Below are 24,763 nucleotides of genomic sequence, written 5' to 3'. Positions count from 1 at the left end.
TGTAGATCAGTCCTCCGGCGTCTCTGAAGCCTCGGCGAGCGCCCGGCCCTCGGTGAAGTGCGGGGCCAGCGTGTTGTCGAACATGGAGAGCGCGCTGGCGATGGCCATGTGCATGTCAAGGTACTGGTAGGTACCCAGCCGGCCGCCGAAGAGCACGCCCTTGCGGGCGGTCTCGGTCTTGGCCAGCTTGCGGTAGGCCGCGACCTTGGCCCGGTCCTCCGCGGTGTTGATCGGGTAGTACGGCTCGTCCCCGGACTCGGCGAAGCGGGAGTACTCCCGCATGATCACCGTCTTGTCCTTGGGGTAGTCCCGCTCCGGGTGGAAGTGCCGGAACTCGTGGATGCGGGTGTAGGCGATGTCGGTGTCGGCGTAGTTCATCACCGGTGTGCCCTGGTAGTCCCCGACCGGCACGACCTCCTGCTCGAAGTCCAGCGTGCGCCAGCCCAGCTCACCCTCGGCGTTGTCGAAGTAGGCGTCCAGCGGGCCGGTGTAGACGATCGGCGCGTCCGGGCTGGCGGCGACCAGCTCCTCGCGCACGTCGAAGAAGTCGGTGTCCAGCCGGACCTCGATCAGCTCGTGGTCGGCCATCTTCTCCAGCCACGCGGTGTAGCCGTCGACCGGCAGGCCCTCGTAGGTGTCGTTGAAGTACCGGTTGTCGAAGGTGTAGCGCACCGGCAGCCGGCTGATGATCTCCGCGGGCAGCTCGGTGGGGTCGGTCTGCCACTGCTTGGCGGTGTAGCCGCGGAAGAACGCCTCGTAGAGCGGGCGCCCCACCAGGGAGACGGCCTTCTCCTCGAAGTTCGCGGCCTCCTTGCCGTCGATCTCCGCGGCCTGCTCGGCCACCAGCGCACGCGCCTGGTCCGGGGTGAGGTACTTGCCGAAGTAGGCGCACATCGTCGCCAGGTTCACCGGCATGGAGTACGCCTGGTCCTTGAACACGGTGAACACCCGGTGGGTGTAGCCGGTGAAGTCGGTGAACTGGTTGACGTAGTCCCACACCCGCTGGTTGGACGTGTGGAACAGGTGGGCGCCGTACTTGTGGATCTCGATGCCCGTCTCCGGCTCAGGCTCGGAGTAGGCGTTGCCCCCAATGTGGTGGCGGCGGTCGAGCACCAGCACCCGCTTGCCCAGCTGGGTGGCGGCACGCTCGGCGATCGTCAGCCCGAAGAAGCCAGAGCCGACGATGATGAGGTCGTAGCGCTGATCTGCCTGCACACTTGCCGCGTCAGAGGAAGAGGTCACGGGGACCTAGGGTAACGGACGTCCTAGCGGCTGAGGGCCGGTGCGCGCGGACAGGGGTGTCACGTGTGCGCAGACGCCCCCGGCCCGATGCATCAGGGACCGTCCACGCCACCAGCAGCTGGCGCCAGGAGGGACGGGTCCACCTCGTACACCGAGACCGACCCGCTGGTGAACCGGCGATCGAGCCCAGTCACCGCGTCGAGCCCGGTCAAGCCTGGGGCGAGGGTGAACGGGCTCGGGCCCGTGTACCAGGGGTATCCGCCTTGCACCACACCGATCCCTGGAGCCTCTGCGTCGACGTAGACCCAGCGGATGTCGAGGTCCCGAACGATCCGGCGCACGTCCTGGTCGGTGTCCAGGCGGTTGAAACGGGCGAGCAGGGTGTCGGTGTCGGGGCGGCCGCTGCCAAGCGGCGAGACGTTGACCACGGGAATGCCGTCGTAGACGTAGAGGTAGGTCGACCCGTCGTTGGCGCTGTTCATCACCCGCTCTCCGGGCTGCACGCGCTCCACCATCCAGGCGATCGCCGCACGATCGTCTCCGTCCACCCTGGTGAAGTCTGGCTGTGCGTAGCGACCCGCGAGTGCCGATCCGTTGGTGGCGCGGTACCCCCCGTGGCGGCGAGCAGCACCAGTCCCAGCACCAGGGCGGTGACGACAGCAGTCCCGGGCCGTGGCCGTATCACCCTCGCAGCCCGACTGCCGTCCCGAACGACTCGTTCCGCGGCTCGAACCAGCAGGCAGGCGGCTGTCGTGACTGCAACACCGACCATGAGCCACTGAAACGGGCCAAGGACACCGGAGATGCGGACGTAGCTGCTGTAGAAGACTCCGGTCACCGTGGCCAGACCAGGCACTGCCGCCCCGGCAAGAAAGGCGAGCAGCACAGCCGACCAGACCGCCCACACCACGCCGAGCGCGAGACCTCGCCGAGACACCAGCACCGCCGCCACGCCGGCGAGCACGAGGACAGCGAAGAGCGACTGACTGCGAGCGTTGGCGAAGTCCAGGAAGCCGCCGTACGGCATGCCCAGCGTGACCCCGAGGGCTTGCGGGAACGACTGGACGGCCACGTCTCGAGGCCACGCAGCAACCGTGCCGACGCTGGAGCCGCCGCCACGGATCAGGGGCAGCGCGAGCACAGCCATCAGCACGGCTCCGAGCGCCAGCTTCAGCAAGCGTGGCCAGAACAGCAGTCGCGGCAGCTTGTAGGCGAGCTCTCCCACGGACCAGGCAGCGACGCTCAGTCCGAGGATCGCGGCTGACGTGGGGTGCACGGCGAAGGCTCCGATGGCCACAGCGGCAATCAGGCAGCAATCCACCCAGTAGCTCCGCTCCGACACGGTGGGCCGCTCCGTCGGAGCCGAGCCGCGCTCGCGCAGGACCAAGAGGCCGGCCAGCGCCGCCGGTGCCAGCGCGATCGCCACGGCGTTCGCCAGAATTCCTCCGTCGTGAAAGAGCGCATAGGTGGGCCGGTAGGCCATTGCGCCCACCAACCCGGCGACGCCACCCACCAAGTACCGCAGCTGCGCGCGCTCCACCAGGGTGGCGAGCCCGAGCAGACCCAGCGGCAGGCACAGTGCCAGCACGACCAACATCGTTGCGTTGACAGCAGTGACGGGATCGGCCCCGGCGTCGGCAACCAGAGCGGCCAGGGTGTGGAAGCCCGAGGGATAGAACCCACCCGGATCCCCGGTGAGCAGATCGGGGGTCCACACCTTCCACGGCGCGCCCTCGCCACTCCTGGCAATGTGAGCGGTCAGCAGCGTGTGCGTGACCATGTCGTGCTCCTGGGGCACGGTCGCGAGCGAGCCGCCCAGGCCCCGGCCCCAGGTCCGAACCGAGATCCCCAGTGCCACCACCACGAGCACCAGGCCCCCGACGACGTCGAGCGACCACGGTGTTCTCCGCCAGCGCTCGACCCACCCGACCTTGCCCAGCACCGTCTTGTCGTGCGCCGTCTTGTCGTCCACGGTGCCGGCGCGAAGACGGCGCGCGGCGAGGGCCGCGATCGCGATTGCGGCCGTCGTCACCGCAACCGCAACCAAGCCATAGGACAGACCGAGCAGCCCAGTGACCACTGCGGCCGCGTAGCAGACGGCCACGCTGACCAGCGGGGCAGTCGCCACGCCCACTGCGGTGCGCCGACGCGAGGCCCACCCCGCTACGGCGAGCACGAGCCCGCCCGGCACGAAGAGCACCAGAACGGCCAGGAGCATCCAGCCGTAGTCGCCGGCACCGAAATTCACTGAATCCCGCCATCCCGCCAGTCGGTCATGGCCGCATCCGGCGGCGCAGATTTGGGCGATGCCAACGTACCGAGTGGTTGTCGCAGAAGTCCACCACGCCAACGGGTCCGACACGCGCGCCACGAGCGCGGGCACCGGGCTGCACCCCGCGGTACCTGGCGGCCAGTGCCGCATCGGCTAACGTGACGGGTTGAGCCGGCCAGGCGTCTGTCCCCGACGGAGAGGCCATCGTCGACCTCCGCCCATCGTCACGCCGACCGGGAGTGAGGACCCACTTTGCGCTGTGTGTGTAGGTATCCGTCCTGCAGTCGACGCGCCCCTCGCGACACTCCCAGACGAAGCGGGGCCTGCGGGCAAATCCGGGTGCGTCGGCCCTGCCGGCTCTGCCCATGACCGACGACCTGACCAGCGGCGAGCCCCACATCCTCGACTCCCGCGACTCCGGCGCTCTGGTCGTTGGCGGTGGGACGACTCGCGTCATCGCCTACTGCGGGGGGGCGTTACTGTCGGTCGCCTCGACGGCGGTCGTGGCCAGGCAGCTGGGTGCCGCGGGCTTCGACGGCTTCGCCACCGTGCTGTCCCTGTCGCTGGTCGCCTTGCTCGTGACCGACTTCGGGATGGCGATCCTCGGCGTCCGAGAGTATGTCGCACTCGCTGGCGCCGAGCGGGACCACTCGATGAGGGTCCTGCTTGCGCTGCGCCTGCTGCTGATGACGCTGGGCGCCGCGGCGATGGTCGCGTTCGCGCTATTGGCGGGATTTTCCATGCCGCTGGTGTGGGGTGCACTGCTCGCAGGGGTCGGTCTCGTCATCCAGACCATCCCGGCAACCTACGTCGTGCCCCTGCACGCCACGTTGCGGCTGAGCATGGTGAGCGCCGTCGACTTCGTGCGCCAGGCGGTGCAGGCAGCGTTGCTGGTGGTGCTGGCACTGGTTGGTGCAGGCGTCATCCCGTTGCTTGCTGCATCAATCCCCGCCGCGCTGGTGTCGGCCGCGCTCGCGGTGTCGGCCGCACGCGGGCTAGCCCCCATGAAGCCGTCGTTCGACTTCCCCGCAATGCGCCGGATGCTGCGCACCGCGCTCAGCTTCGCCGTCGCAACGACCGTGGGGACCACCTACGCCTACGTGGCACAGATCGTCACGCACCTGTCCACCAGCGAGGACGACAGCGGACTCTTCGCCCTTGCCTTCCGGGTGTTCTCCGTCGTCATTGCCATAGCCATGATCGCGACTGGAAGCGCCTACCCGGTCTTGACGAGGGCAGCTGGTCGCGACCCGCGTCGGTTCGGGTATGCGGGCTCCCGGATGTACGAGGGCGTGTTGTTGCTCGGCATCGTCGTCGCGCTAGGCATTGGCGCCGGAGCGCCCGCAATTGTGCAGATCTTGGGGGGCCCCCCCTTTGCCGACGCTGTCGTCATGCTCCAGATCCTCGCCATCGCAGTCGCAGGTTCTTTTCTGGTAGCCGTCGGTTCCTTCCTGCTCCTGTCCCTGCGCAAGCACCGCGCACTGCTCGTGATCAACACTGCGGCGCTCGTGCTCAGCGTCGCGCTCACGTGGACGCTTGCGAGGTCCTGGGGTGGCAACGGGGCGGCCATCTCGCTGTGCATCACCGAGTACGTCCTTGCGGCGGCATTCTGGGTCGTCGTCCGTCGTAGCGACCACCCGGTGCGCCCTGCTGGCCGCCGTCTCCTGTCCGCCGGACTGGCGCTGCTGCCCGCGCTGGGCATGGCAGTCCTGCTGAACCGCCTCGGCGGCGGATTGTTCACGAGCGCGGTCAGTGGGGTGCTTTGCCCAGCGGTGTTTGTCGTCGTGGTTCTGCTGACGGGAGGGGTCCCCCCGAGCTCGTGACGCCAATCCGGGCCCGTTTGCGCCGAGCGCAATAGACAGCACCTCGGCGGAGGCCGCCGCTGAACCGCACCTGTTACCAGTAATTACGGACCGTATGCTCCGTGCCATGGTCTTACCCCGCTCGGCAATGCTGAACGCCCTTTTTCTAGACCCCGCAGTGTCCGGAGGGCCGGAGACCTACCTGCACGGCCTGGCTCCCGCGTTGCACGCTGCCGTGCCCGACATGGAGCTGGCAGTCGCCACGACGCGCCGGGGTGCCCGCGCCCTGCGCGACGCCGGCTGGGACTCGTGGTGTGAGGTTGCCGAGCTTCCGTGCGACGAGGGGCAGCGCGCCCAGCGCCTCTTCGCTGAACAGGTCCTGTTGCCCGCAGAAGCCCGACGGCGGGGTGTCGACGTGCTGCACAGCCTGGCATCACTCGGTCCTGTCTGGACACCTCAGGTCAGGCACGTCGCCACTCTGCACGACCTCACCTTCATCCACGAGAAGTCCTTCGGTCGGGCCACCACCGCGGCCTTCCGACTCATCGTGCGCGGGGTAGCGGTCGACGTAGATGCTGCCGTCACCGGGACCGCGGTCGCGCGGGACGACATCGCGAAGGTGCTCGGCCTGCGCCAGGAAGGCTTCGTGGTCGCGCACCACGGACGACAGCCGGTCGCCCCAGGAGCGCGCGATGGCGAGACCATGCGAGACCGTTTGGGCCTGGTCGGCAAGCGTGTCGTCTTGTCGGTGGGCGCGAAGCGACCCCACAAGAACCAGGAGCTGTTGCTGAAGGCCCTGCCCAAGCTGCCGTCCGACGTGCACGTGGTGCTGGTCGGTCACCCCGAGGCTTATGACGCCAATCTGCGGGACCTTGCCCAGGCTGTGGGGATTGCCGAGCGGGTGACCTTCCTGGACTACGTCTCCGATACCGATCTCGAGAGCCTCTGGGCCCTGGCGAGCTGTGCCGCGTTCCCCACGAGGGCGGAGGGCTTCGGTCTGCCCCTCATCGAGGCGATGGAGCGCGGCGTCGCTGTGGCGTGCTCCGACATTCCTGTTCTTCGTGAGGTTGGCGGAGAAGTCCCCCGATACTTCCCGGTCGACGACCCAGCTGCGTGTGCGGCGGCGATCCTGGACTCGATGGACGGGGCGAACCGACTGTTGGACGGGCGCGACCGCGCAGCGCAGTTCACCTGGTCCGCGGCGGCCGAAGCAACACTGAGCGCTTACGCTCGAGCCATGCAACGACCCGCGACGCTCGGTCGTGGCCGTGCTCTCGTCGAAGCCGACGGGCACGCGCCGACACCTGACGAATCGTCAGACTGGGCTGATGCAATCGGCGGTTCTGACCGTTCCCTCCTGGGTCGGATGGCTACAGCCGGCAAGCGGGCGTCGCTGCCTGTCGCCGCACGTGCAGCACGCGTCGTGCGGCGCGCAGCCGGAGTGCGGACCTTCACTGTCGGTGGACGGGAGCTGGAGTACTCGGTCCACGGCTACAACGAGACATGGCGAAACGAACGAGCGGTCGAGCTCCCCATCGCCTTCGACTGGCTCGATCGACGGCCGCAGGGACCAGTCCTGGAGATCGGCCACGTTATTGGCCACTACCGTCCCGACCTGCGACACACCGTCGTCGATCTGTATGAGCCCGCCGAAGGCGTGCTCAACGTCGACGCTGTCGACTTCGCCCCCGCGGAGCGGTTTCGCTCGATCGTCGCGGTATCCACCCTGGAGCACGTCGGCTTCGACGAGGACGACCAGGACCCCGACAAGACGCGACGCCTCGTCGAACACCTCGCCACGTTGCTCACGGACGACGGCGAGCTGTTGGTGACGTTCCCGCTTGGCTACAACCGATACCTCGATGACCACCTACTGGCCGGGGCACTCGGATTTGACCAGCTGTCGATCCTCCGTCGGGTGACGACGTTGGGCGAGTGGGTGGAGGGAGACCTCGCCGACGTGCGCCGCGCTCGCTATGGGTTCCCCTTCCACCACGGGAACACCATCGCAGTCGGTCGACGCTCCGCCCGCTCCACTGCGCGCTCGGGCGAGCGAACTGCTACCTAGTTTCACTCCACCTCACCGGCCAGCGTGGATGCGCGTACCGGGCAATCCAAGATCGCCGGCAACACCCGATCTAGCTCGGCTCAAGCAAATTTGTGCCATGCGATAGCGGAGGACGCCTTTCGGCGTGATCTCTTGCCGCCCCATTCAGCGAACCAGCGCATCTGACACAATACCGGGCATGAGCCCGGACATAGACGTCGTGGTTGTGACCTGGCAGGGGCGCGTGCTCCTCGCCTCATGCCTCGATCATTTACGCCGGCAAACGGTCCCACACCAGGTTATTGTCGCAGACAACGCCTCTACCGACGGCACCGTTACCTTTGTTCGCGAGGCGTATCCTGAAGTACAGATCGTTGAGCTGAGCGAGAACCAGGGTTTCGGCGCCGGAAACAACCGAGGTGTTGCAGTTGGCACGGCACCGTTCGTCGTTCTGGTTAACAACGACGTTGACGTGGAACCCGACTTCCTCGAGAGCATCGTGCGTCCGCTTCGAGCCGACGAACGCGTAGGTGCCGTGGCGGCACTCACCACGCGTCCGGGGACTGGCGTCGTCGACCAGTTCGGCATTCAGGTCGACCAGGGGCTTTGCGCTTATTCGCGCGGCTCCGGCCAGGATCCGAGCCACCTTGCGGTCGGTCCGCTGGCGGCACCTTGCGGTGCCGCTGTCGCCTACCGCCGCGACGCCTTCGAGCAGATCGGTGGCTTCGACGAGCAGATCTTCGCCTACGGAGAGGATCTCGACCTAGGGCTTCGGCTGCTCGAAGCCGGCTGGCGTTTCGCCGAGGCGCCGGACGCCCGCGGAGTCCACATCGGCGGCGCGACGGCCGGCGTGGGTAGCCCGTGGCAGCGCGATCTCAGCTCGTTTGGTCGCGGCTTTGTCCTTGGGCGCTTCCGAACAGTCGACTTGTCCGGTCGTGTCCACGGACTGGTCATCGATCTAGCGGTCGTGCTGAGCAGCATGGTGCGCCACCGCACGCTAAGGCCACTCACACAGCGGTGGCGCGGCTACAGCATTGCGAGGCGCGGTGTACGGCGCCGCGTTCCCGCCGAAGCCGTAGACCGTTCGGTCGACCTCGGCCAGGCGTTGGGCCGCCTGGTCGGGAGAGCCTGAGAAACGTTCAGGATGAACACCTCTCGGCGGTCGCTCAGGCCGTGCGCTCGTCCACTGTGTCGCGGGTGATGGTCAGTGGCTCTGCCTGGTCCGCAGCCGACGGCGGCCGCGCGGAGACCGCTACTCCCCTGGTGGGGATCGCGAGAATACCCGCGAACATGCTGAACATGATGGTGAGAAACCCAAGAATGATCCCGAGCACCGCCGGAATGGCCACTCGCACGGTCTGGGCCACGTCGAGCGCGTTGAACCCGGTGTCGCTCCACCGAATCACCTGACCCAGCGCAACGAGTATGCCGACCAGGAAGATGGCGCCGCCCAGAAAGATTCCGCGCTCCACCGAGATTCGCTCGATCAGCCTTCGATAGGTGTCACTCATGGGCAGAAACCCGTTGTGCGAGGCAAATACCTTGGTCAGCACCGAGAAGAGAACGGACTGCCACCCCACGACGGTCAGCGCTGAGGCGTACATCATCGTGCCGAGGTCCAGCCCCACCGAACCGACCTGCACTGGTCCGACGAGCAGCACCAGCGTTCCGACGATACCGACGAGAAAGGCAACAAGGCCTGGGTAGAGAAACAGCCAGCGGGGGCTGAACACCAGCAGGAAACGCAGGTGGCGCCATCCGTCACGCCAGCTGCGTAGGTGCGGTGCCCGAGTCCGGCCGTCCCTGGAAAGGGTTGTGGGAACCTCCGCCATGCGAAGCCCGCGCAAGCACGACTTCACCACGATCTCGCTGGCGAACTCCATTCCTGTCGTGGTCAGCCCAAGGGCAAGGATGCGTTCGCGGTGGAATCCTCGAAGACCGCAGTGGAAGTCGCTCACCGGGGCCTTGAAGAACACGCGCCCCACCCCCGACAACACCGGGTTGCCCAGGTACCGGTGCAAGGGCGGCATCGCACCTCGCTCGATCCCACCCTGAAAGCGGTTTCCCATCACCAGGTCGGTGCCCGCGCGCAGCTCGTCGACAAAGGGCTGCAGCGCGGAGAAGTCATAGCTGTCGTCCGCGTCGCCCATGATCACGTAGGTGCCCCGCGCCGCGCGGAAACCTCCCATCAACGCGTTGCCGTAGCCCTTGGCCTCGATGGTGACCACTCGGGCGCCGAGGTCCGTCGCGATCTGCTGAGATCCGTCGGTGCTCCCGTTGTCGGCCACCAGAACCTCGCCGGAAACCCCGGACTGAGCCAGGTAGGCCTGCGCCTTGCGCACGCACACTGCGAGGGTTTCCGCCTCGTTCAGGCAGGGCATCACGATCGACAGCTCACACGTGCCGGCAGTGTCCATCTTCCACCCGTTCGACAGCTCGAAGTCACTACTCACGTTACGTTCCGGTAGCCCCATGCCGAGCCCCCCCTCGTTGGCGCGTCTGAATTTCGTAGTGTCCCAAAATCATTCGCGCGGTACTGCGCACCGATCGCCGGTCGGCCCCGTCGGCAAACCACTGCGCGGTCGTGGCACGCAGCGCGGCCTCGCTCTCGTGCACCCGGACCACCGCCCCCGCCAGGACCTCGGGCAGCGCCGACTCCACGACAACCCCGTTGACGCCGTTCACCACCAGCTCCGCCGCCGAGTTGTCGGCTCCGGCCACCACCACGGTGGGCGTACCCCTGGCCGCGGCCTCGACCACCACCAGGCCGTAACCCTCCCGGCTCGACGGGAACAACAAGCACGTGGAGCGGCGCAGCGCGGAGTCCATCTCGTCCTGGCTGACGAAGCCGGGCACCGCGACGGCGTCGTCCAGCCCCAGGCGCCGCACCTCGGCCAGCACGTCGTCACGCGACGGCCCGTCCCCGAGGATGGTGGCCGTCAGTCCGGGGAGAGCGCCGCGCGCCGCCGCGACAGCAGCCGGGATCGCCGCCACCCGCTTGTCCGGGATGTGCCGGCCCACGTACACCACGTGGGGGTGCTCAGGGGGCTCGAGCGTGGGGGGTGTGTCCACGGTCTCGTACACCAGACCCGGCATGACGTGGACCTGCCCTCGCAAGCCGAGCGCGCGCAGCTTGCGCGCCGTCAGCTCCGAGATGGGAAAGGCCAGCGGTGACATCACTGCAGCCACCTTTTGGACCGTCGCCGCCACGGTGCCCTTCAGCGGTCCGAGGTACTGACGCCAGTACTCCCACGACCACACCTCCAGCCAGTCGACGCCCATGCCCACGCCGCTGCCCAGCAGGGCCAGGCGCACCGCCGGGACGGTCATCACCGGTACCTGGCAGACGTGGACGATGTCGTAGTCACCGCGGTGCTTCACCAGGTGGCAGACCACACCGCGGGTGAACACCAGCGCCGGTCCGATCAGACGTGATCCTCCGTCGTCGTAGAGCTCACCTCCACGGGAGACCGCGATCACGCGGACACCGGGCACCTGCGGCGGGGCGTCGTCGGGCCACTGCTGCCGGGTCAGGTAGGTGACCTCGTGACCGGTGCGCACCAGCTCGTCGGCAAGCACGCGGTACCAGCGCTCCGCGCCGCCCTTCGTCCATGGAAACAGGCAGTCATAGACGATACAAACGCGCACTAATCCCCCTCGAAGTTGGCGGGTCGATAGTGTCATGGCGGCAGAATGGGCCGATCAGCGAGCCATGCCAGCACCCCGGTCCAGTGAACGAGTCTCGTTGCTGCCGAGACGGGCTCACCTGATGAGAGGACTTCTGTGCGAATAGCTGTCGATCTGGTGTTCTACACCGGCAAGAAGGGAGGGACTGAGTCCTACACCCGCTCGCTGTACACCGAGATCGGCCGTCGGCACCCGGAGATCGAGCTGGTCGGGCTGCTCAACACCGAGCTTCGGCAGACCCCGCCGGACTGGTTCCCTGGCGAGACAGTGCCACTGCCGGTGTCGGGCGAGAACCGCCTCGCCTGGGCCGCGGCCGAGAACACCCTGGTTCCCGCCGCAGCCCTGCGCGCCGAGGCCGACGTGCTGCACTGCCCAGCCAACTTTGGCCCGGCCGTCTCGCGGGTGCCCGTCGCACTCACGGTGCACGACCTGCTCGCGTTTCGTTATCCCGAGCTCGTCCCCAACGGTGGTGCACGAGCAGTCCAGTGGCTGACCCGAACCTCCGTCCGCGGTGCGCGAGTGCTTCTCACCGACAGCACAGCGTCAGCCACGGACATTCGGAGCTGCATCACGGTCGGTCGGCGGCCGATCAAGGTGATCCCCCTCGCCGCCCCGAGCATGGCAGCCGGTGCCGCCGCGCCAGCGTCCCCTGGCCACGAACGCCCGTTCCTCTTCTCAACGGGAAACCGCCTGCCGCACAAGAACTTCCCTGTGCTCCTGGAGGCTTTGGCGCGAATTCCTGCCCACGAGCGCCCGAGGCTGGTGATTCCCGGTTCGCACGGGGACGACCCGCTCAGGGCCCTGGTCGACCGCCTCGACCTGCACGATGACGTCGAGCTGCTCGGCTGGGTTACCCCCGAGGAGCTGGACCGGCTGTACCGCACAGCTGCCCTGTACGTGCTGCCGTCGCGTTTCGAGGGCTTTGGGCTGCCCGTGCTCGAGGCGATGTCCCGGGGATGCCCGGTGGTCTGCTCCGACATACCCGTCCTGCGCGAGGTAGGCGGCGAAGCAGCTGCCTACCTCGACACGCGGGACGCCACCGCAGTCGCCGACACGTTGCGCACGCTGCTGAAGGATCCTGCCGAGCTTTCCCGGCTGTCCACCGCGGGCCAGGTGCAGGCCAGCAAGTTCTCCTGGTCACGGGTGGCCGACGAGACCGTCGCCGCGCTCCGGCTCACTTCCCGTCACTGACCACGAGCGCCGTGTTTCCAGCGACCGTCCCGTTAGGCTCGCAGGCATGGGATATCACGAGTGGCACGACCGCCCGGGTTACTACAAAGACATCAGTCGTCATTTCGACCCCAAGGCGCGGTTGCTCGATGTCGGCTGTGGCACAGCGTGGTTGGCCGAGGAGTTCTCCGACTACGTCGGGGTGGACACCGCCGAGGACGTGGTGACGTCCGCCGCCGCCAAGGGGATTGACGTGCGCCTCGCCAGCAAGGACGGAAGCCTGCCCTTTGCCGACTCCAGCTTCGACGGAGTCATTCTGAAAGACGTGCTCGAGCACCTTCCTGATCCCGTCGCCATGGTGCGTGAGGTGCGCCGTGTCCTGCGCCCAGGCGGTCGGGTGTTTGCTTCCTCACCGGACGCGCAGCGCTGGGTCTGGAACGACTACACCCACCTGCGGCCCTACACCCGAATTGCAATGCGCAGGCTCTGGGCAGACCAGGGAATGACGGTGGAGAAGGTGTCATACGAGTGTGTTGCGCCCGGAACCGGAATTGTCTCCGGACTCACCCGGCGAAAGCAGCGCCCCGTGCCGTTCGTCCTCGCCGCGCACCTGCCCATCGTGCGGCGCAACGTCTGGATTCTCGCCACGCGGCCCGGCGATCACGCAGCCCCGTCCAGCTAGCGCGCCCCCAGCCCAAACCGCGAGGATTGTTAGTGTCTCGGACATGAAGCGAGCACTGATCACGGGCATCACCGGCCAGGATGGGATGTATCTCTCGGAGCTCCTTCTCGCCAAGGGGTACGAGGTCTACGGGTTGATTCGGGGGCAGAACAACCCCAAATTCGAGATGATCGAGCGGGAGATCCCGGGTGTCCGGCTGCTGACCGGCGACCTCACCGACCTGTCCAGCCTGCTCCGGGCACTCACTGCGTCGCAGCCCCACGAGGTCTACAACCTGGGCGCCATCTCGTTCGTGGCCTACTCCTGGGAGAACGCGCACACCACCACCGACGTCACCGGCAAGGGGGTGCTGAACATGCTCGAGGCGGTTCGTCTGCACCGCAACGCCGACGGCTCCGACATTCGCTTCTACCAGGCGTCGAGCTCGGAGATGTTCGGCAAGGTGCAAGAGGTGCCGCAGCGGGAGACGACGCTGCTCTGGCCGCGGTCGCCCTACGGTGTCGCCAAGGTCTTCGGCCACTACATGACGATCAACTACCGCGAGAGCTACGGCATGCACGCCTCCTCGGGGGTGCTGTTCAACCACGAGTCGCCCCGCCGCGGCCCCGAGTTCGTGACGCGCAAGATCAGCATGGCAGTGGCCCGGATCTCGTTGGGCCTGCAGGATGACCTGCAGCTCGGGAACCTGGACGCCAAGCGCGACTGGGGGTTCGCCGGCGACTACGTCGAGGCCATGTGGCTCATGCTCCAGCAGGACCAGGCGGACGACTACGTCATCTCCACGGGCGAGATGCACTCCATCCGAGAGTTCCTGGACATCGCCTTCAAGCGTGTCGGCATCGACGACTGGGCCCCGCTCGTCTCGCAGAATCCCGCGTTCTTCCGTCCCGCCGAGGTCGAGTCCCTCGTCGGCGACTCCACCAAGGCTCACGAAACACTGGGGTGGAAGCCCAAGGTGGGGTTCACCGAGCTGGTGGAGATGATGGTCGACCACGACCTGGCCCGAGAGCAGCGGCGAGCGAGCCGCGGGTGAGCACCGCACTGGTCACGGGGGCAACCGGGCAGGACGGCGGCTACCTGTGCGAGCAGCTGCGCGCAGAAGGCACCGAGGTGGTCGCCGCGGTGGAGCGCCCGGAGCTGGCAAGCGTGCCGTGGCTGGAGGGTGCCCACGTCCGTGCTGTCGACCTACGTGACGCCGCCGGGCTCTCGCGTCTCGTGGCGGAGACCGCGCCGGACGAGATCTACAACCTGGCCGGCATGTCGTCGGTCGCCCGCTCCTGGCAGGAACCCGTGCTCACCGCTGAGGTCAACGCGCTGCCGGTGGCCGTGCTGTTGCAGGCGGCGAGAGATCTGCAGGAGCGCACCGGCAAGGCTGTGCGCTTCGTCCAGGCCTCCAGCGCCGAGATCTTCGGCTCGGCCCCGACGTCGCCCCAGGACGAGAGCACCCCGGTCGCGCCGCTGAACCCCTACGGCGCGACCAAGGCCTTCGCTCACCAGTTGGTCGGGATCTACCGCAGCCTCGGGGTCGGCGCCTCCTCGTGCATCCTCTACAACCACGAGTCGCCACGTCGACCGGAACAGTTCGTCACCCGCAAGATCACCGCGGCCGCAGCGCGCATCGCCCGCGGCGAGCAGGACAAGCTCCTGCTCGGCACCCTGGAGTCCCGGCGTGACTGGGGATGGGCTCCCGACTACGTCGCCGCCCTGGTCCTCGCCGCCCGGCACACAGAGCCGCTCGACTTCGTCATCGCGACCGGGCAGACCCACAGCGTCGGCGACTTCGTCGAGGCGGCGTTCCGCGCCGCCGGGGTCGAGGACTGGGAGGACGTGGTGGAGCTGGACCCCACCTTCAGCCGCCCGGCCGAGGCCACCGAGCAGCGCGGAAACCCTGCCCGGGCCCACGAGGTGCTGGGGTGGCGCCAGACCGTCGACTTCGAGGAGATCGTGCGCCGGATGGTGGCGGCTGACCTGGACGGCACCGCCTGAGAGCTGACTGCTGACAGCGACGCCGCTAGGTCCACCAGCGCTCGAGCACCTGGGCCAGCCCGTCCTCGGTGTGCGAGCCGGTCACCTCGTCGGCCGCGGCCAGGGCAGCCGGGTGCGCGTTGCCCATCGCCACCCCGTGACCCGCCCACCTCAGCATCGGCACGTCGTTGGGCATGTCGCCGAACGCGATCACCTCGGTCTGCGCCACCCCGTGCTGCGTCGCCACCCGGCCCAGGCCGCTGGCCTTGGTCACCCCCGGCGCGGACAGCTCCACCAACCCGTTGTTGGTGGAGTAGGTCAGGTCCACCGCGCCGTCGAACAGCGGCAGCAGCCGCTCGGCCATGTCGGCGCTGGCCATCTCGCTGTGCCGCACGAGCACCTTCACCGCCGGCTCGGACGTCAGCTCGTCCGAGCTCACCTCCGTGTTCTCCGGGTTCAGCCAGGCGTGGGCGTAGCCAGGGGCGGTGACGAACTGCGGGGTGGCCGAGTCGTGCGCACCGACGCGCTCCGCCGCCAGGCCGCACCCCGGGATTGCCTCCCTGGCGATCTCGGTGGCCCGCTGCAGCAGCGCCACGTCCAGGGTCTGCGAGTGCAGCACCCGCTCGGTGGCCGTGTCGTAGAGCACCGCGCCGTTGGCGCACACCGCCAGCGGCGCAAAGCCCAGCTGGTCCACCACCGGGCCCACCCAGCGCGGCGGGCGACCGGTGACCAGCACGAAGGGCACGCCGTCCTGCCACAGCGCCCGCACCGTCGCCAGGGTGCGGGGGGTGATGTCGTCGTTGCGGTCCAGGAGGGTGCCGTCGACGTCGGTGGCCACGAGCCGGGGGGTCTGCACGACCGCCATCATGCCGTGTCGGTCGGGACGGCTACCGTCGCCCACATGCGCGTCGGAGTAGTGCTGCTGCCGCAGGCCCGCTGGCACGGCCCGGACGGGGCCGCCCAGCAGTGGCGCCGGGTCGAGGAGCTCGGCTTCGACCACGCCTGGACCTACGACCACCTGTCCTGGCAGTCGCTGGTGGACGAGCCGTGGTTCGCCACCGTCCCCACCCTCAGCGCCGCCGCCCTGGTCACCTCCCGCATCCGGCTGGGCACCTGGGTGGCCTCCCCGAACTACCGCCACCCGGTGCCCTTCGCCAAGGAGCTGATGAGCCTGGACGACTTGTCCCAGGGCCGCTTCACCCTCGGCCTGGGCGCCGGTGGCACCGGCTTCGACGCGCAGGTGCTGGGCCAGGAGGTGCTCACCCCGGGCGAGCGGGTGGCCCGGCTGGCCGAGTTCACCGGGCTGCTCGACCAGCTGCTCACCCAGCCGACCACCACCGCGGCCGGCGAGCGGTACGCGGCCGTGGACGCTCGGATGCTGCCCGGCTGCGTGCAGCAGCCCCGGCTGCCCTTCGTGATCGCCGCCAACGGGCCGCGGGCGATGGGGGTGGCCGTCACGCACGGTCAGGGCTGGGCCACCACCGGCTGCACCGACCCGGCCGACGGCCAGCAGGCGTGGTGGCGCGGAGTGGCGGGGCTGGTGCGGCGCCTGGACGACCTGGCCGAGGGGCGCGTGCTGGAGCGCTACCTGAACCTGGACTCCGCGCCGGTGTACTCGCTGAGCTCGGTGGCGGCGTTCACCGACGCGGTGGGCCGAGCCGGCGAGCTGGGCTTCACCGACGTGGTGGTGCACCACCCCCGGGCTGAGGGCATCTACTCCGGCGACGTGGCCGTGCTCGAGGCAGCGGCGGAGCTGGCATCCTCCGGCGCACTGGGGGCCTGACCGGTCACCACCGCCACCACCTGCTCGTGGTCGTAGGTGTAGCTGTCGAAGCGGAAGCTCAGCCCGGTGGCCTGCACGTGCTCCATCCAGGCGCGGTGCTCGCCCTGCTGCCAGCCCGGGTAGTTGAAGTACTCGTCGAAGAGCACCACCGAGCCCTCGCGCAGCCGCGGCCCGATCAGCTCCAGCGCCGTGACGGTGGCGGAGTACAGGTCGGCGTCCAGGTGCAGGAAGGCCACCGGCTCGTCGTTGTCGGCCAGGAAGCCGGGCAGGGTGTCGGCGAACAGCCCCACCACCAGCTCGGCTCCGGGTACCTCCGGTGGCTCGTCCTGGGCGAAGGCGCCGGCGGGAAAGCCGGTGCGCCAGTCCTCGGGCAGGCCGGTGAACACGTCGAACCCCACCACCCGGCGCTCGGGCAGCAGCTCGCGCATCAGCCGGAGGGTGTGTCCACCGCCGACGCCGAGCTCCAGGGCGAGGCCAGGTCCGGTCACCAGCCCGGCGGCGTGGCGCAGCGTCTCGTCGGGGTGCGGGAACGTCGGCACGGTGGGCATGTGCTCCAGCGCGAACGCCGCCGACTCCGTCGCGGCCCGCACCTCCGCCCGGTAGTGCAGGTCTCGCCGCGCGCGCACCTCGACCTGGCGGAGGTTCTCGTGCAGCACCCCCAGCTCGGTGCGCATGTCGGCCAGCGTCTCCGCCCGCGCGCTGTCCGCGGCGAGCGCGGTGACGTCGGTGTGCAGCTTGGCGATCTCCGCGCGCAGCAGGCCCAGCTCGCGGCCCAGCTCCTCGTGCCGCTCGGTCTGCCTCCCGTCCTGCTCCTGCGCCTGCTGGTCCAGGACCTCCCGGAGCGCGCGCTGCAGCTTGGCTCGTGCGGCGTCCCGCAGGCCCATCAGGCGTCGGAGCTCGGGGCGGGGGCGATGGTCGGGGGCAGCTTGCCCTTCTTGCGCAGCTCCTCCATCTTGGCGCGCCGGGCCGCCACCTTCGCCTTGGTCTCCTCGCGGTCGAGCGCCTCGGCGTCCTCCAGCGTGGGGGCGCCACCACCCAGCGACGCCGGCACCCAGAAGGCGCCCTTCGGGTGCTCGGGGTAGGCCGCGCGCACCTTCTCCAGCTGCGCGCTCATCTGGGTGTGCAGCTGCTTGGTCACCGCAGCGGGGTTTCCCTCGGCCGAGACGGGCGGCTCGATGTCGATGTGGATGGGAGTGTTGGTGCGGCCCAGCCGCTTGGGGTGGCCCTTGGTCCACACTCGCTGGGACCCCCAGATGATCATCGGCAGCAGCGGGACCCCGGCCTCGGCCGCCATCCGCGCCGCGCCGGACTTGAAGCCCTTGAGCTCGAAGCTGCGACTGATGGTGGCCTCGGGGAACACGCCGATGATCTCGCCGGCCCGCAGCGCCTCCACGGCTGAGTGGTAAGACCCCGCCCCGGCTGCGCGGTCGACCGGGATGTGGTGCATCCCACGCATCAGCGGCCCCGCCACCGGGTGCTCGAAGACCTCCTGCTTGGCCATGAACCGCACCAGGCGCTTGGCCGGCCGAGCACCCAGGCCGGCGTAGGTGAAGTCGAGGTAGCCGACGTGGTTCATCACCAGCACGGCCCCGCCCACGCGCGGGACGTTCTCCGACCCGGTGACGGTGAACTTCAGGCCCTGGGCCGCGAACATGCCGCGGGCGAAGGTGATGACCGAGTCATAGACAGGTTCCACGGCAATGAGGCTAGCGGTTGCCGGTCACACCCGGTGGCCGCATAGCCTGGTGGCTGCAGACCCCATCTCGAGGAGGACGTACACGTGCAGGTCACCAGTGTCGGACACGCCGGCTTTCACATCCAGACCAAGGCCGGTTCCGTGCTGTGCGACCCGTGGGTCAATCCCGCGTACTTCGCCTCCTGGTTCCCCTTTCCGGACAACACCCAGCTCGACTGGGACAGCCTGGGTGCCTGCGACTACCTCTACGTCTCTCACCTGCACCGCGACCACTTCGACCGGGAGAACCTGGCGCGCCACGTCAACAAGGACGCCACGGTGCTGCTGCCGGACTTCCCGGTGGACGACCTGCGCAAGGAGTTCGAGGCGCTGGGCTTCCACAAGTTCCTGGAGACCACCGACTCGGTCAAGCACTCGGTGCCCGGGCTGGACCTGATGATCATCGCGCTGCGCTCGCCGGCGGACGGCCCCATCGGCGACTCGGGCCTGGTGCTCGACGACGGCGAGACGGTCTTCTTCAACATGAACGACGCGCGCCCGGTCGACCTGGACATGGTGCGCGCCGAGTTCGGCCGCGTGGACGTGCACGCGCTGCAGTTCTCCGGCGCCATCTGGTACCCGATGGTCTACGACCTGCCCGAGCGCGCCAAGGTCGCCTTCGGCACCCAGAAGCGCCAGCGCGGGATGGACCGGTCCCGCCGCTACGTCGAGCAGGTGGGCGCCACCTGGGTCATTCCCTCCGCCGGACCGCCGGCGTTCCTGGACGACGAGCTGCGCTACCTCAACGACGACCACGGCGACCCGTCCAACATCTTCCCCGACCAGACGGTGTTCCTGGAGCAGATGCGGGCCAACGGCCAGGACCAGGGTCTGCTGATGATCCCCGGCTCCGTCGCAGACTTCTCCGGCTCGGCCACCCCGTCGCTCAAGCACCCGGTGTCCGACGACGAGGTCGCGGCGATCTTCACCGACAAGGCCGCCTACATCGAGACGTTCGCGCAACGCCAGCGCCCGGTGATCGAGGCGGAGAAGGCCCGCTGGGCCCCGCGGAGGGAGAGCCGCTGCTCGGCCCGCTCAAGGAGCTGTTCGAGCCGCTGCTGGCCCAGGCCGACGCCATCTGTGCCGGCATCGGCGGACCGGTGGTGCTGGAGATGGGCCCGGAGTCGGTGGTGATCGACTTCCCGGCCCGCGAGGTGCGGGCGCTGACCGACGAGAAGGCCCGCTACGGCTTCGCCATCCCGCCGGAGCTGGTGCGCACCGTGCTCCGCGACGGCGAGACCGACTGGGTGAACAGCATCTTCCTGTCCACCCGCTTCCGGGCCTGGCGCGTTGGTGGCTACAACGAGTTCCTCTACACCTTCTTCAAGTGCCTGACGCCGGAGCGGATCAGCTACGCCGACGGCTGGTTCGCCGAGCAGCACGACGACAGCGCGGAGATCGTCATGGACGGCTGGCGCGTGCAGAAGCGCTGCCCGCACCTCAAGGCCGACCTGTCCCGCTTCGGCGTGATCGAGGGCAACACCCTCACCTGCCAGCTGCACGGCTGGGACTTCGACCTGCCGAGCGGGCGCTGCCTGACCAGCAAGGGCCACCAGCTGCGCACCAGCAAGGTCGACTGACCCCCGCGGCCTGCCCCGGGGGTCACTGCGCCCGGGGCTGGCCGATCAGGAGCCGCTGAACAGTCGCTGCCAGTTCTCCCGGCTGGTCAACTCGGGCAGGGCGTCGCGGTAGCGCTGGGCGACGTCGGGTCCCTCCCGGTACAGCTGGTAGCAGACCCGGGTCAGCCGGGCCAGCAGGTCGCGCCGGGCGACGGGGTCCTGCCTGCGGACGTGCACCCCCTCCTGCGAGGCATCGGTGACCACCGCGGTCTCGAAGCGCGCCACGTGCCACCAGTGGGCGTCGCGCGCCGGCACCCCCGCGGGGCTGGCGATCGAGCGTCCCCGCACCTGGTCCACGATCCGGCGGGCGAAGGTGAGGTTCTCCCGGCTCGGCTCTGGCGGCAGCTCCGCGATGCTGACGTCGGCTGCCCGCAGCCCGTCCAGCTGCGCGGCCGGCTGGCGGCGTGTCTCGTCGAACAGCGCACGCTCGCGGCGCACCGCCGCCAGCGCAGCGGCGCCTCCGTCGGCAAGCACCTGCGGTCCGCGCAGGAAGTCCTCCATGCCGCGGATGCGGGTGAGCGCCAGCCCGTACTGCATGCCCAGCACGTCCTGGCTGATCTCCCGCCAGAGGTTCTGCACCGCGCGCTTGCGGTCGAAGCCGGTGTGCAGCGCCGCGCCGATCAGGGCGTTGCGCACGTGGAAGTAGCGCGGCCACTCGTCGCGGTCCTTCCAGGAGAAGTCCACGTGCCACAGGCCCGCTCCAGGCAGGTTCACCGTGGCGAAGCCGGCAGCGCGCGCCCGGTAGCCGTACTCGATGTCGTCCCACTGGATGAAGACCGGCAGCGGGTAGCCGATGGCCGCGACCACCTCGGCGGGGATCAGGCAGGTCCACCAGCCGTTGTACGTGCCGTCGACGCGGCGGTCCTGGTTGTGCAGGGTCATGTCGGAGTTCACCGGCGAGTGCTGGCTGGCGATGCCCGCCCGAACCGCCTCGAAGTCAGCGTGCTCGGCGCCGATGTGCAGCCGGTGCGGGTGCAGCAGGTGCAGCATCTGCGCGCCCACGATGGTGGGCTCCACGGTGCAGCAGGCGAAGGCGTTCAGCCGGACCACCACGTCGGGCTCGCAGCGCACGTCGTCGTCCATGAAGATCACGTTGGCGTGCCCGGCGCCGCCCTTGCCCGCCACCTCGTACATGCCGCGGGTGAACCCGCCCGCCCCGCCCAGGTTCGGCTGCTGCAGGTAGGTGAGGCGCTCGTCCAGTGCTGCTGCGGCTGCGGCGAAGCGCGGGTTGTCGACCACCTTGTCGGTGCCCTGGTCCACCACGTAGACGCCCTCGGTCCAGGCGTCCGCCTCGGCGTCCCCGGCGAGCGCCTCGAGGATGTTCACGCAGTCGTCGGGGCGGTTGTGCGTGCAGATCACCACTGCGGCCCGGCGCACCGGGCGCGGAGGGACGACCTCCCACTGCATGTCGCGCACCACCAGCACGTCGGGGCCGGTGCTCAGCTCGGCCCACAGCGCACCGCCGTCCACGAAGCGGTCGATGGCCAGCAGCATCTCCAGCGGCCCGTCCTCGACCACGTCGGCGGTGGCCACGGTGCGCGGGTCGCCGTCCATGTCCGAGGCGAGCACCGACACGCGGCCGGCCCCGCTCGCCCAGGCAGTCAGGCGAACCTCGGTCACCGGGGTCCAGCGCTGCCAGTAGCTGGCCGGGAAGCGGCCGAAGTAGGTGTTCAGGCTGACCACGGTCTCCGGCTCGAGCCGGATCTCCTGGCGGGCGCGGCGCGCGCGACCGCTGACGGTGTCGGCGTACAGCGCCTCGGCCACCACTGTGGACGGACCCAGGAACGGGCAGCGCTGGGCCACCATCCTGGTAGCGGTCTGGCCTGGCTGGACGGCCGGGTTGGACTCGCCGCCGAGCAGGGAAGTTCCGGACTCCTGGTTCAAGACCATCCTCTTGAGATCTCCCCCGCCGACGTGTGTGCATGGCCAAGCTCTGCACCCAGCGTAACCGCGAACGGGGCGTGAGCCGACCTAACAGACGCTAGTGTCAGCGAGACGGACGTAACACTTCGGCGCCCACAAAGGGTTGCAGCGCAACAGGAACCCGCACTGATCCGTCGGGCTGCTGGTGGTTCTCCAGGATCGCCACCAGCCACCGGGTGGTGGCCAGCGTGCCGTTGAGAGTGGCTGCCACCTGCGTCTTTCCGTCCGCGTCGCGGTAGCGGGTGTTGAGCCGGCGCGCCTGGAAGGTGGTGCAGTTGGAGGTGGACGTCAGCTCGCGGTAGGTCTGCTGGCTGGGCACCCACGCCTCGCAGTCGAACTTGCGGGCGGCACTGGAGCCGAGGTCGCCGGCAGCCACGTCGATCACCCGGTAGGGCACCTCCACGGCGGCGAGCATCTCCTTCTCCCAGCCGAGCAGCCGCTGGTGCTCGGCCGTGGCCTCCTCCGGGCGGCAGTAGGAGAACATCTCCACCTTGTCGAACTGGTGGACGCGGATGATCCCGCGGGTGTCCTTGCCGTAGCTGCCCGCCTCGCGGCGGAAGCAGGTGGACCAGCCGGTGTAGCGCTTGGGCTCGGCCAGGTCGAGGATCTCCGCGGAGTGGTACCCCGCCAGCGGCACCTCGGAGGTGCCCACCAGGTAGAGGTCGTCCTCGGCCAGGCGGTAGACCTCCGCGGCGTGCGAGCCGAGGAAGCCGGTGCCGGACATGATCTCGGGGCGCACCAGCACCGGCGGGATCATCATGGTGAAACCCGCGGCGGTGGCTCGCTGCGCGGCCAGCTGCAGCAGTCCCAGCTGGAGCATGGCGCCCATGCCGGTGAGGAAGTAGAAGCGGGCGCCGGAGACCTTGGCCCCGCGCTCCATGTCGATCAGCCCGAGTGACTCGCCCAGCTCGAGGTGGTCCTTGGGGTTCTCGATCTGCGGAAGCTCGCCCACGTGCTCGAGCACCACGTAGTCGTCCTCGCCGCCAGCCGGCGCGCCCTCCTGCACCACGTTGGAGATGGCGCGGTGGGCCGCCTCCAGCGCGGCGTTGGCCTCGGTCTGCTCCGCCTCGGCCGCCTTGACCTTGGCGCTGAGCTCCTGGGAGCCCTGCAGCAGCGCCGGACGGTCCTCGGGGCTGGCCTGGCCGACTCGCTTGCCCAGCGCCTTCTGCTCGGCACGCAGGTTGTCCGCGGCCAGCACCACCGCGCGTCGGGCCGCGTCCGCCTCGAGCAGCGCGTCCACCAGCCCGGGGTCCTCCCCGCGTGCACGCTGGGAGTGGCGGACCAGGTCGGGGTCATCTCGAAGCAGCTTGAGGTCGATCACGACCCGAAGCCTACGGGCGCGGCAAACCCCCGAGCCAGGCGCGTCACGCTTGCCCGACGCCCGCCGGTGGCGCCGGCCGGGTGCACCAGGCCCGCGGTCGGCTGACCAGCGGACCCGTCAGGACGACTCGGGCCTGCTCGCGCGCAGCTCCCCGCGGAGCACCTTCCCCGTGCTGGTGCGGGGCAGGGCGTCTCGGACGTGCAGCGCCTTCGGTCGCTGCGCGGGGGTGAGGCGCTCCCGGGCGAACGTGGCGATCGGCTCGGACGTGTCGACGCCGGGGCGCAGCACCACGGCGGCCTCGACGCGCTGACCCCACCGCTCGTCGTCCACCCCGTACACCGCGATCTCGTGCACCGCCGGGCACTGCTCGAGCACCCGCTCCACCTCCAACGGGTAGACGTTCACCCCACCGGTGATCACCAGGTCGTCCCGGCGCCCGTCCAGGTAGAGGTAGCCCTCCTCGTCCAGCCGGCCCAGGTCACCGACGCTGAAGGCCCTGCCATGCGGGGTGTCTCGCCACGTCTGGGCCGTCTTGTCCGGCGCCCGCCAGTACTCGAAGTAGCCGTGCTCAGGCACGGTGCACCAGATGGTGCCGTCCGGGTCGGTGGACAGGGTGCGGCCGGGGCGGGCCTTGCCCACGGTGTTGGGATGGCGCTCCCAGTCCGCGGCGGAGCAGGCGGTGAACTGGCCCTCGGTGGAGCCGTAGAACTCCCACACCGCCTTGTGGTCGGCGTGGTCGAGCACCCAGCGCTTGACCACGTCCGGACACGGCGCACCGGCGTGGGCCAGCAGCCGCAGCCGCCCGAGCACCTCGGCGGTGCGGGGATCGTCGAGCTCGCGCAGCCGCTGCAGCTGGGCCGGCGCGGTGAACAGGGTGGTCGGACGGTGCTCGACGGCCAGAGCCAGGAAGCGCTCGGGGTCGAAGCGTCCGGGCGCCAGGACTGATCCACCGGCCAGCAGCGTGCCGATGGCGAACCGGAGCGGGGCAGAGTGGTACAGCGGCGAGACCACCACGTGCAGGTCGTCCGGGCCGAAGCCCCAGAGCTCGCGCTCCTCGCCCCACAGCCGCCGCGCGGTCTCCACCGCGAGCACCCCCGACCAGACGCCCTTGCGGCGGCCGGTGGTGCCGGAGGTGTAGTGCATCGGTCGTCCCAGCGGCACCTCGGCCAGCGGGGCAGGGTCGCCGGCGTGCAGCTCGTCCAGCTTCTCGGCGGAGTCCACCACCAGGGCCGCGTCGGCGTCGGCCAGCAGGTCGGCCAGCTCGGCCGCGGGCGTGCCGGGGTCCAGCACCACGGGCACCACTCCCACCCGCAGGGCCCCGGCCACCGCCGTGACCAGGTCCGTTCCCGGCGGCACCACCAGGGCCACCCGGTCGCCCCGCCGCAGGTGCTGCAGCGCACCTGCCACCCGGGACTGGGCGAGCTCGGCCTGCTCGGCGGTGATCATGGTGTGCACGGCGACGATCCTCCCCCACGCCGCGGCGACCCACTGTCCGGTCACCCTGCGTCGGCCTCG

18 protein-coding genes and 2 pseudogenes are annotated in these 24,763 nt (G+C 69.4%); 9 read left to right on the top strand and 11 right to left on the bottom strand.

What is annotated here, in order from left to right; translation table 11 throughout:
- Nucleotides 1-6: 6 nt before the first annotated feature.
- From glf to ELX43_RS00605, 3 genes and pseudogenes are all read right to left on the bottom strand, one after another.
- Nucleotides 7-1,242: a UDP-galactopyranose mutase gene (gene glf, locus ELX43_RS00615; RefSeq protein ID WP_127781680.1), complete on the bottom strand. Its 1,236-nt coding sequence runs from the start codon at nucleotides 1,240-1,242 to the stop codon at nucleotides 7-9.
- Between the two features lie 92 nt (nucleotides 1,243-1,334).
- A complete protein-coding gene (locus ELX43_RS18260) occupies nucleotides 1,335-1,985 on the bottom strand; it encodes a DUF6541 family protein (protein ID WP_346773877.1) in 651 nt (216 codons plus the stop codon).
- Nucleotides 1,874-3,460: pseudogene (locus ELX43_RS00605) on the bottom strand (DUF6541 family protein); the annotation flags it as partial. The pseudogene ELX43_RS00605 and the gene ELX43_RS18260, both read right to left, overlap by 112 nt.
- A gap of 419 nt (nucleotides 3,461-3,879) precedes the next feature.
- Between ELX43_RS00605 and ELX43_RS00600 the strand changes: the two are divergent.
- The 3 genes from ELX43_RS00600 to ELX43_RS00590 all read left to right on the top strand — a co-directional run bounded on the left by ELX43_RS00600 (nucleotide 3,880) and on the right by ELX43_RS00590 (nucleotide 8,495).
- Nucleotides 3,880-5,337 (top strand): polysaccharide biosynthesis C-terminal domain-containing protein, encoded by a 1,458-nt coding sequence (locus ELX43_RS00600; protein WP_127781677.1) that lies wholly within the window; start codon nucleotides 3,880-3,882, stop codon nucleotides 5,335-5,337.
- 127 nt (nucleotides 5,338-5,464) lie between these two features.
- Nucleotides 5,465-7,384, top strand: coding sequence for a glycosyltransferase family 1 protein (locus ELX43_RS00595; RefSeq protein WP_164860537.1), 1,920 nt, complete (start codon nucleotides 5,465-5,467; stop codon nucleotides 7,382-7,384).
- Between the two features lie 178 nt (nucleotides 7,385-7,562).
- Nucleotides 7,563-8,495, top strand: a complete 933-nt coding sequence (locus tag ELX43_RS00590; RefSeq protein WP_127781675.1) for a glycosyltransferase family 2 protein — start codon at nucleotides 7,563-7,565, stop codon at nucleotides 8,493-8,495.
- A gap of 34 nt (nucleotides 8,496-8,529) precedes the next feature.
- Here ELX43_RS00590 and ELX43_RS00585 read toward each other — a convergent pair whose 3' ends face one another.
- Together ELX43_RS00585 and ELX43_RS00580 are read right to left on the bottom strand one after the other, a co-directional pair.
- Nucleotides 8,530-9,816 carry a glycosyltransferase family 2 protein gene (locus ELX43_RS00585; protein ID WP_206518065.1) on the bottom strand — a complete coding sequence of 429 codons (1,287 nt, stop codon included), beginning with the start codon at nucleotides 9,814-9,816 and terminating at the stop codon, nucleotides 8,530-8,532.
- Between the two features lies 1 nt (nucleotide 9,817).
- A complete protein-coding gene (locus ELX43_RS00580; protein ID WP_127781674.1) occupies nucleotides 9,818-11,047 on the bottom strand; it encodes a glycosyltransferase family 4 protein in 1,230 nt (409 codons plus the stop codon).
- 120 nt (nucleotides 11,048-11,167) lie between these two features.
- Here ELX43_RS00580 and ELX43_RS00575 point away from each other — a divergent pair, with 120 nt between their 5' ends.
- Genes ELX43_RS00575 through ELX43_RS00560 form a run of 4 tightly spaced genes read left to right on the top strand, consistent with a single transcriptional unit; the run spans nucleotide 11,168 to nucleotide 14,888 of the window.
- Complete coding sequence (locus ELX43_RS00575) at nucleotides 11,168-12,241, top strand: glycosyltransferase family 1 protein (RefSeq protein WP_164860535.1); 1,074 nt, start codon at nucleotides 11,168-11,170, stop codon at nucleotides 12,239-12,241.
- Nucleotides 12,242-12,287: 46 nt separating this feature from the next.
- Nucleotides 12,288-12,902, top strand: coding sequence for a class I SAM-dependent methyltransferase (locus ELX43_RS00570; protein WP_127781672.1), 615 nt, complete (start codon nucleotides 12,288-12,290; stop codon nucleotides 12,900-12,902).
- Nucleotides 12,903-12,945: 43 nt separating this feature from the next.
- The gene (locus ELX43_RS00565) at nucleotides 12,946-13,935 is read left to right on the top strand and encodes a GDP-mannose 4,6-dehydratase (protein WP_127781671.1); all 990 of its coding nucleotides are present in this window, start codon (nucleotides 12,946-12,948) and stop codon (nucleotides 13,933-13,935) included.
- Nucleotides 13,932-14,888, top strand: coding sequence for a GDP-mannose 4,6-dehydratase (locus ELX43_RS00560; protein WP_127781670.1), 957 nt, complete (start codon nucleotides 13,932-13,934; stop codon nucleotides 14,886-14,888). Before ELX43_RS00565 ends, ELX43_RS00560 begins: the two co-directional genes overlap by 4 nt.
- Nucleotides 14,889-14,913: 25 nt before the next feature.
- On the opposite strand, the gene ELX43_RS00555 is transcribed toward ELX43_RS00560, so the two are convergent.
- Entirely contained in the window at nucleotides 14,914-15,732 is an 819-nt protein-coding gene (locus ELX43_RS00555) for an HAD family hydrolase (protein ID WP_241250025.1), read from the bottom strand.
- Between the two features lie 36 nt (nucleotides 15,733-15,768).
- On the opposite strand from ELX43_RS00555, the gene ELX43_RS00550 reads away from it, so the two are divergent.
- Nucleotides 15,769-16,650 carry an LLM class flavin-dependent oxidoreductase gene (locus ELX43_RS00550; protein WP_127781668.1) on the top strand — a complete coding sequence of 294 codons (882 nt, stop codon included), beginning with the start codon at nucleotides 15,769-15,771 and terminating at the stop codon, nucleotides 16,648-16,650.
- Here ELX43_RS00550 and ELX43_RS00545 read toward each other — a convergent pair.
- Both ELX43_RS00545 and ELX43_RS00540 read right to left on the bottom strand, forming a co-directional pair.
- Nucleotides 16,581-17,534 (bottom strand): class I SAM-dependent methyltransferase, encoded by a 954-nt coding sequence (locus ELX43_RS00545; protein WP_127781667.1) that lies wholly within the window; start codon nucleotides 17,532-17,534, stop codon nucleotides 16,581-16,583. The two genes, ELX43_RS00550 and ELX43_RS00545, sit on opposite strands and share 70 nt — an antisense overlap.
- Nucleotides 17,534-18,346: a lysophospholipid acyltransferase family protein gene (locus ELX43_RS00540; protein ID WP_127781666.1), complete on the bottom strand. Its 813-nt coding sequence runs from the start codon at nucleotides 18,344-18,346 to the stop codon at nucleotides 17,534-17,536. The genes ELX43_RS00545 and ELX43_RS00540 overlap by 1 nt, the downstream gene beginning before the upstream one ends.
- Nucleotides 18,347-18,430: 84 nt before the next feature.
- On the opposite strand from ELX43_RS00540, the pseudogene ELX43_RS00535 reads away from it, so the two are divergent.
- Nucleotides 18,431-19,965: pseudogene (locus ELX43_RS00535) on the top strand (MBL fold metallo-hydrolase).
- A gap of 45 nt (nucleotides 19,966-20,010) precedes the next feature.
- Here the strand turns inward: ELX43_RS00535 and ELX43_RS00530 are convergent.
- The 3 genes from ELX43_RS00530 to ELX43_RS00520 all read right to left on the bottom strand — a co-directional run bounded on the left by ELX43_RS00530 (nucleotide 20,011) and on the right by ELX43_RS00520 (nucleotide 24,748).
- On the bottom strand, nucleotides 20,011-21,894 hold the full coding sequence (locus ELX43_RS00530; RefSeq protein ID WP_127781665.1) for a glycosyltransferase: 1,884 nt from the start codon (nucleotides 21,892-21,894) through the stop codon (nucleotides 20,011-20,013).
- 97 nt (nucleotides 21,895-21,991) lie between these two features.
- Nucleotides 21,992-23,248, bottom strand: a complete 1,257-nt coding sequence (gene serS, locus ELX43_RS00525) for a serine--tRNA ligase (RefSeq protein ID WP_127781664.1) — start codon at nucleotides 23,246-23,248, stop codon at nucleotides 21,992-21,994.
- 117 nt (nucleotides 23,249-23,365) lie between these two features.
- Nucleotides 23,366-24,748 (bottom strand): class I adenylate-forming enzyme family protein, encoded by a 1,383-nt coding sequence (locus ELX43_RS00520; RefSeq protein WP_206518064.1) that lies wholly within the window; start codon nucleotides 24,746-24,748, stop codon nucleotides 23,366-23,368.
- Between the last annotated feature and the right edge of the window lie 15 nt (nucleotides 24,749-24,763).

Source organism: Rhodococcus sp. X156 (assembly GCF_004006015.1).
Lineage (GTDB): Bacteria > Actinomycetota > Actinomycetes > Mycobacteriales > Mycobacteriaceae > X156.
Note: the sequence above shows the minus strand (reverse complement) of the source record. Positions and strands in the feature narration are given on the sequence as shown.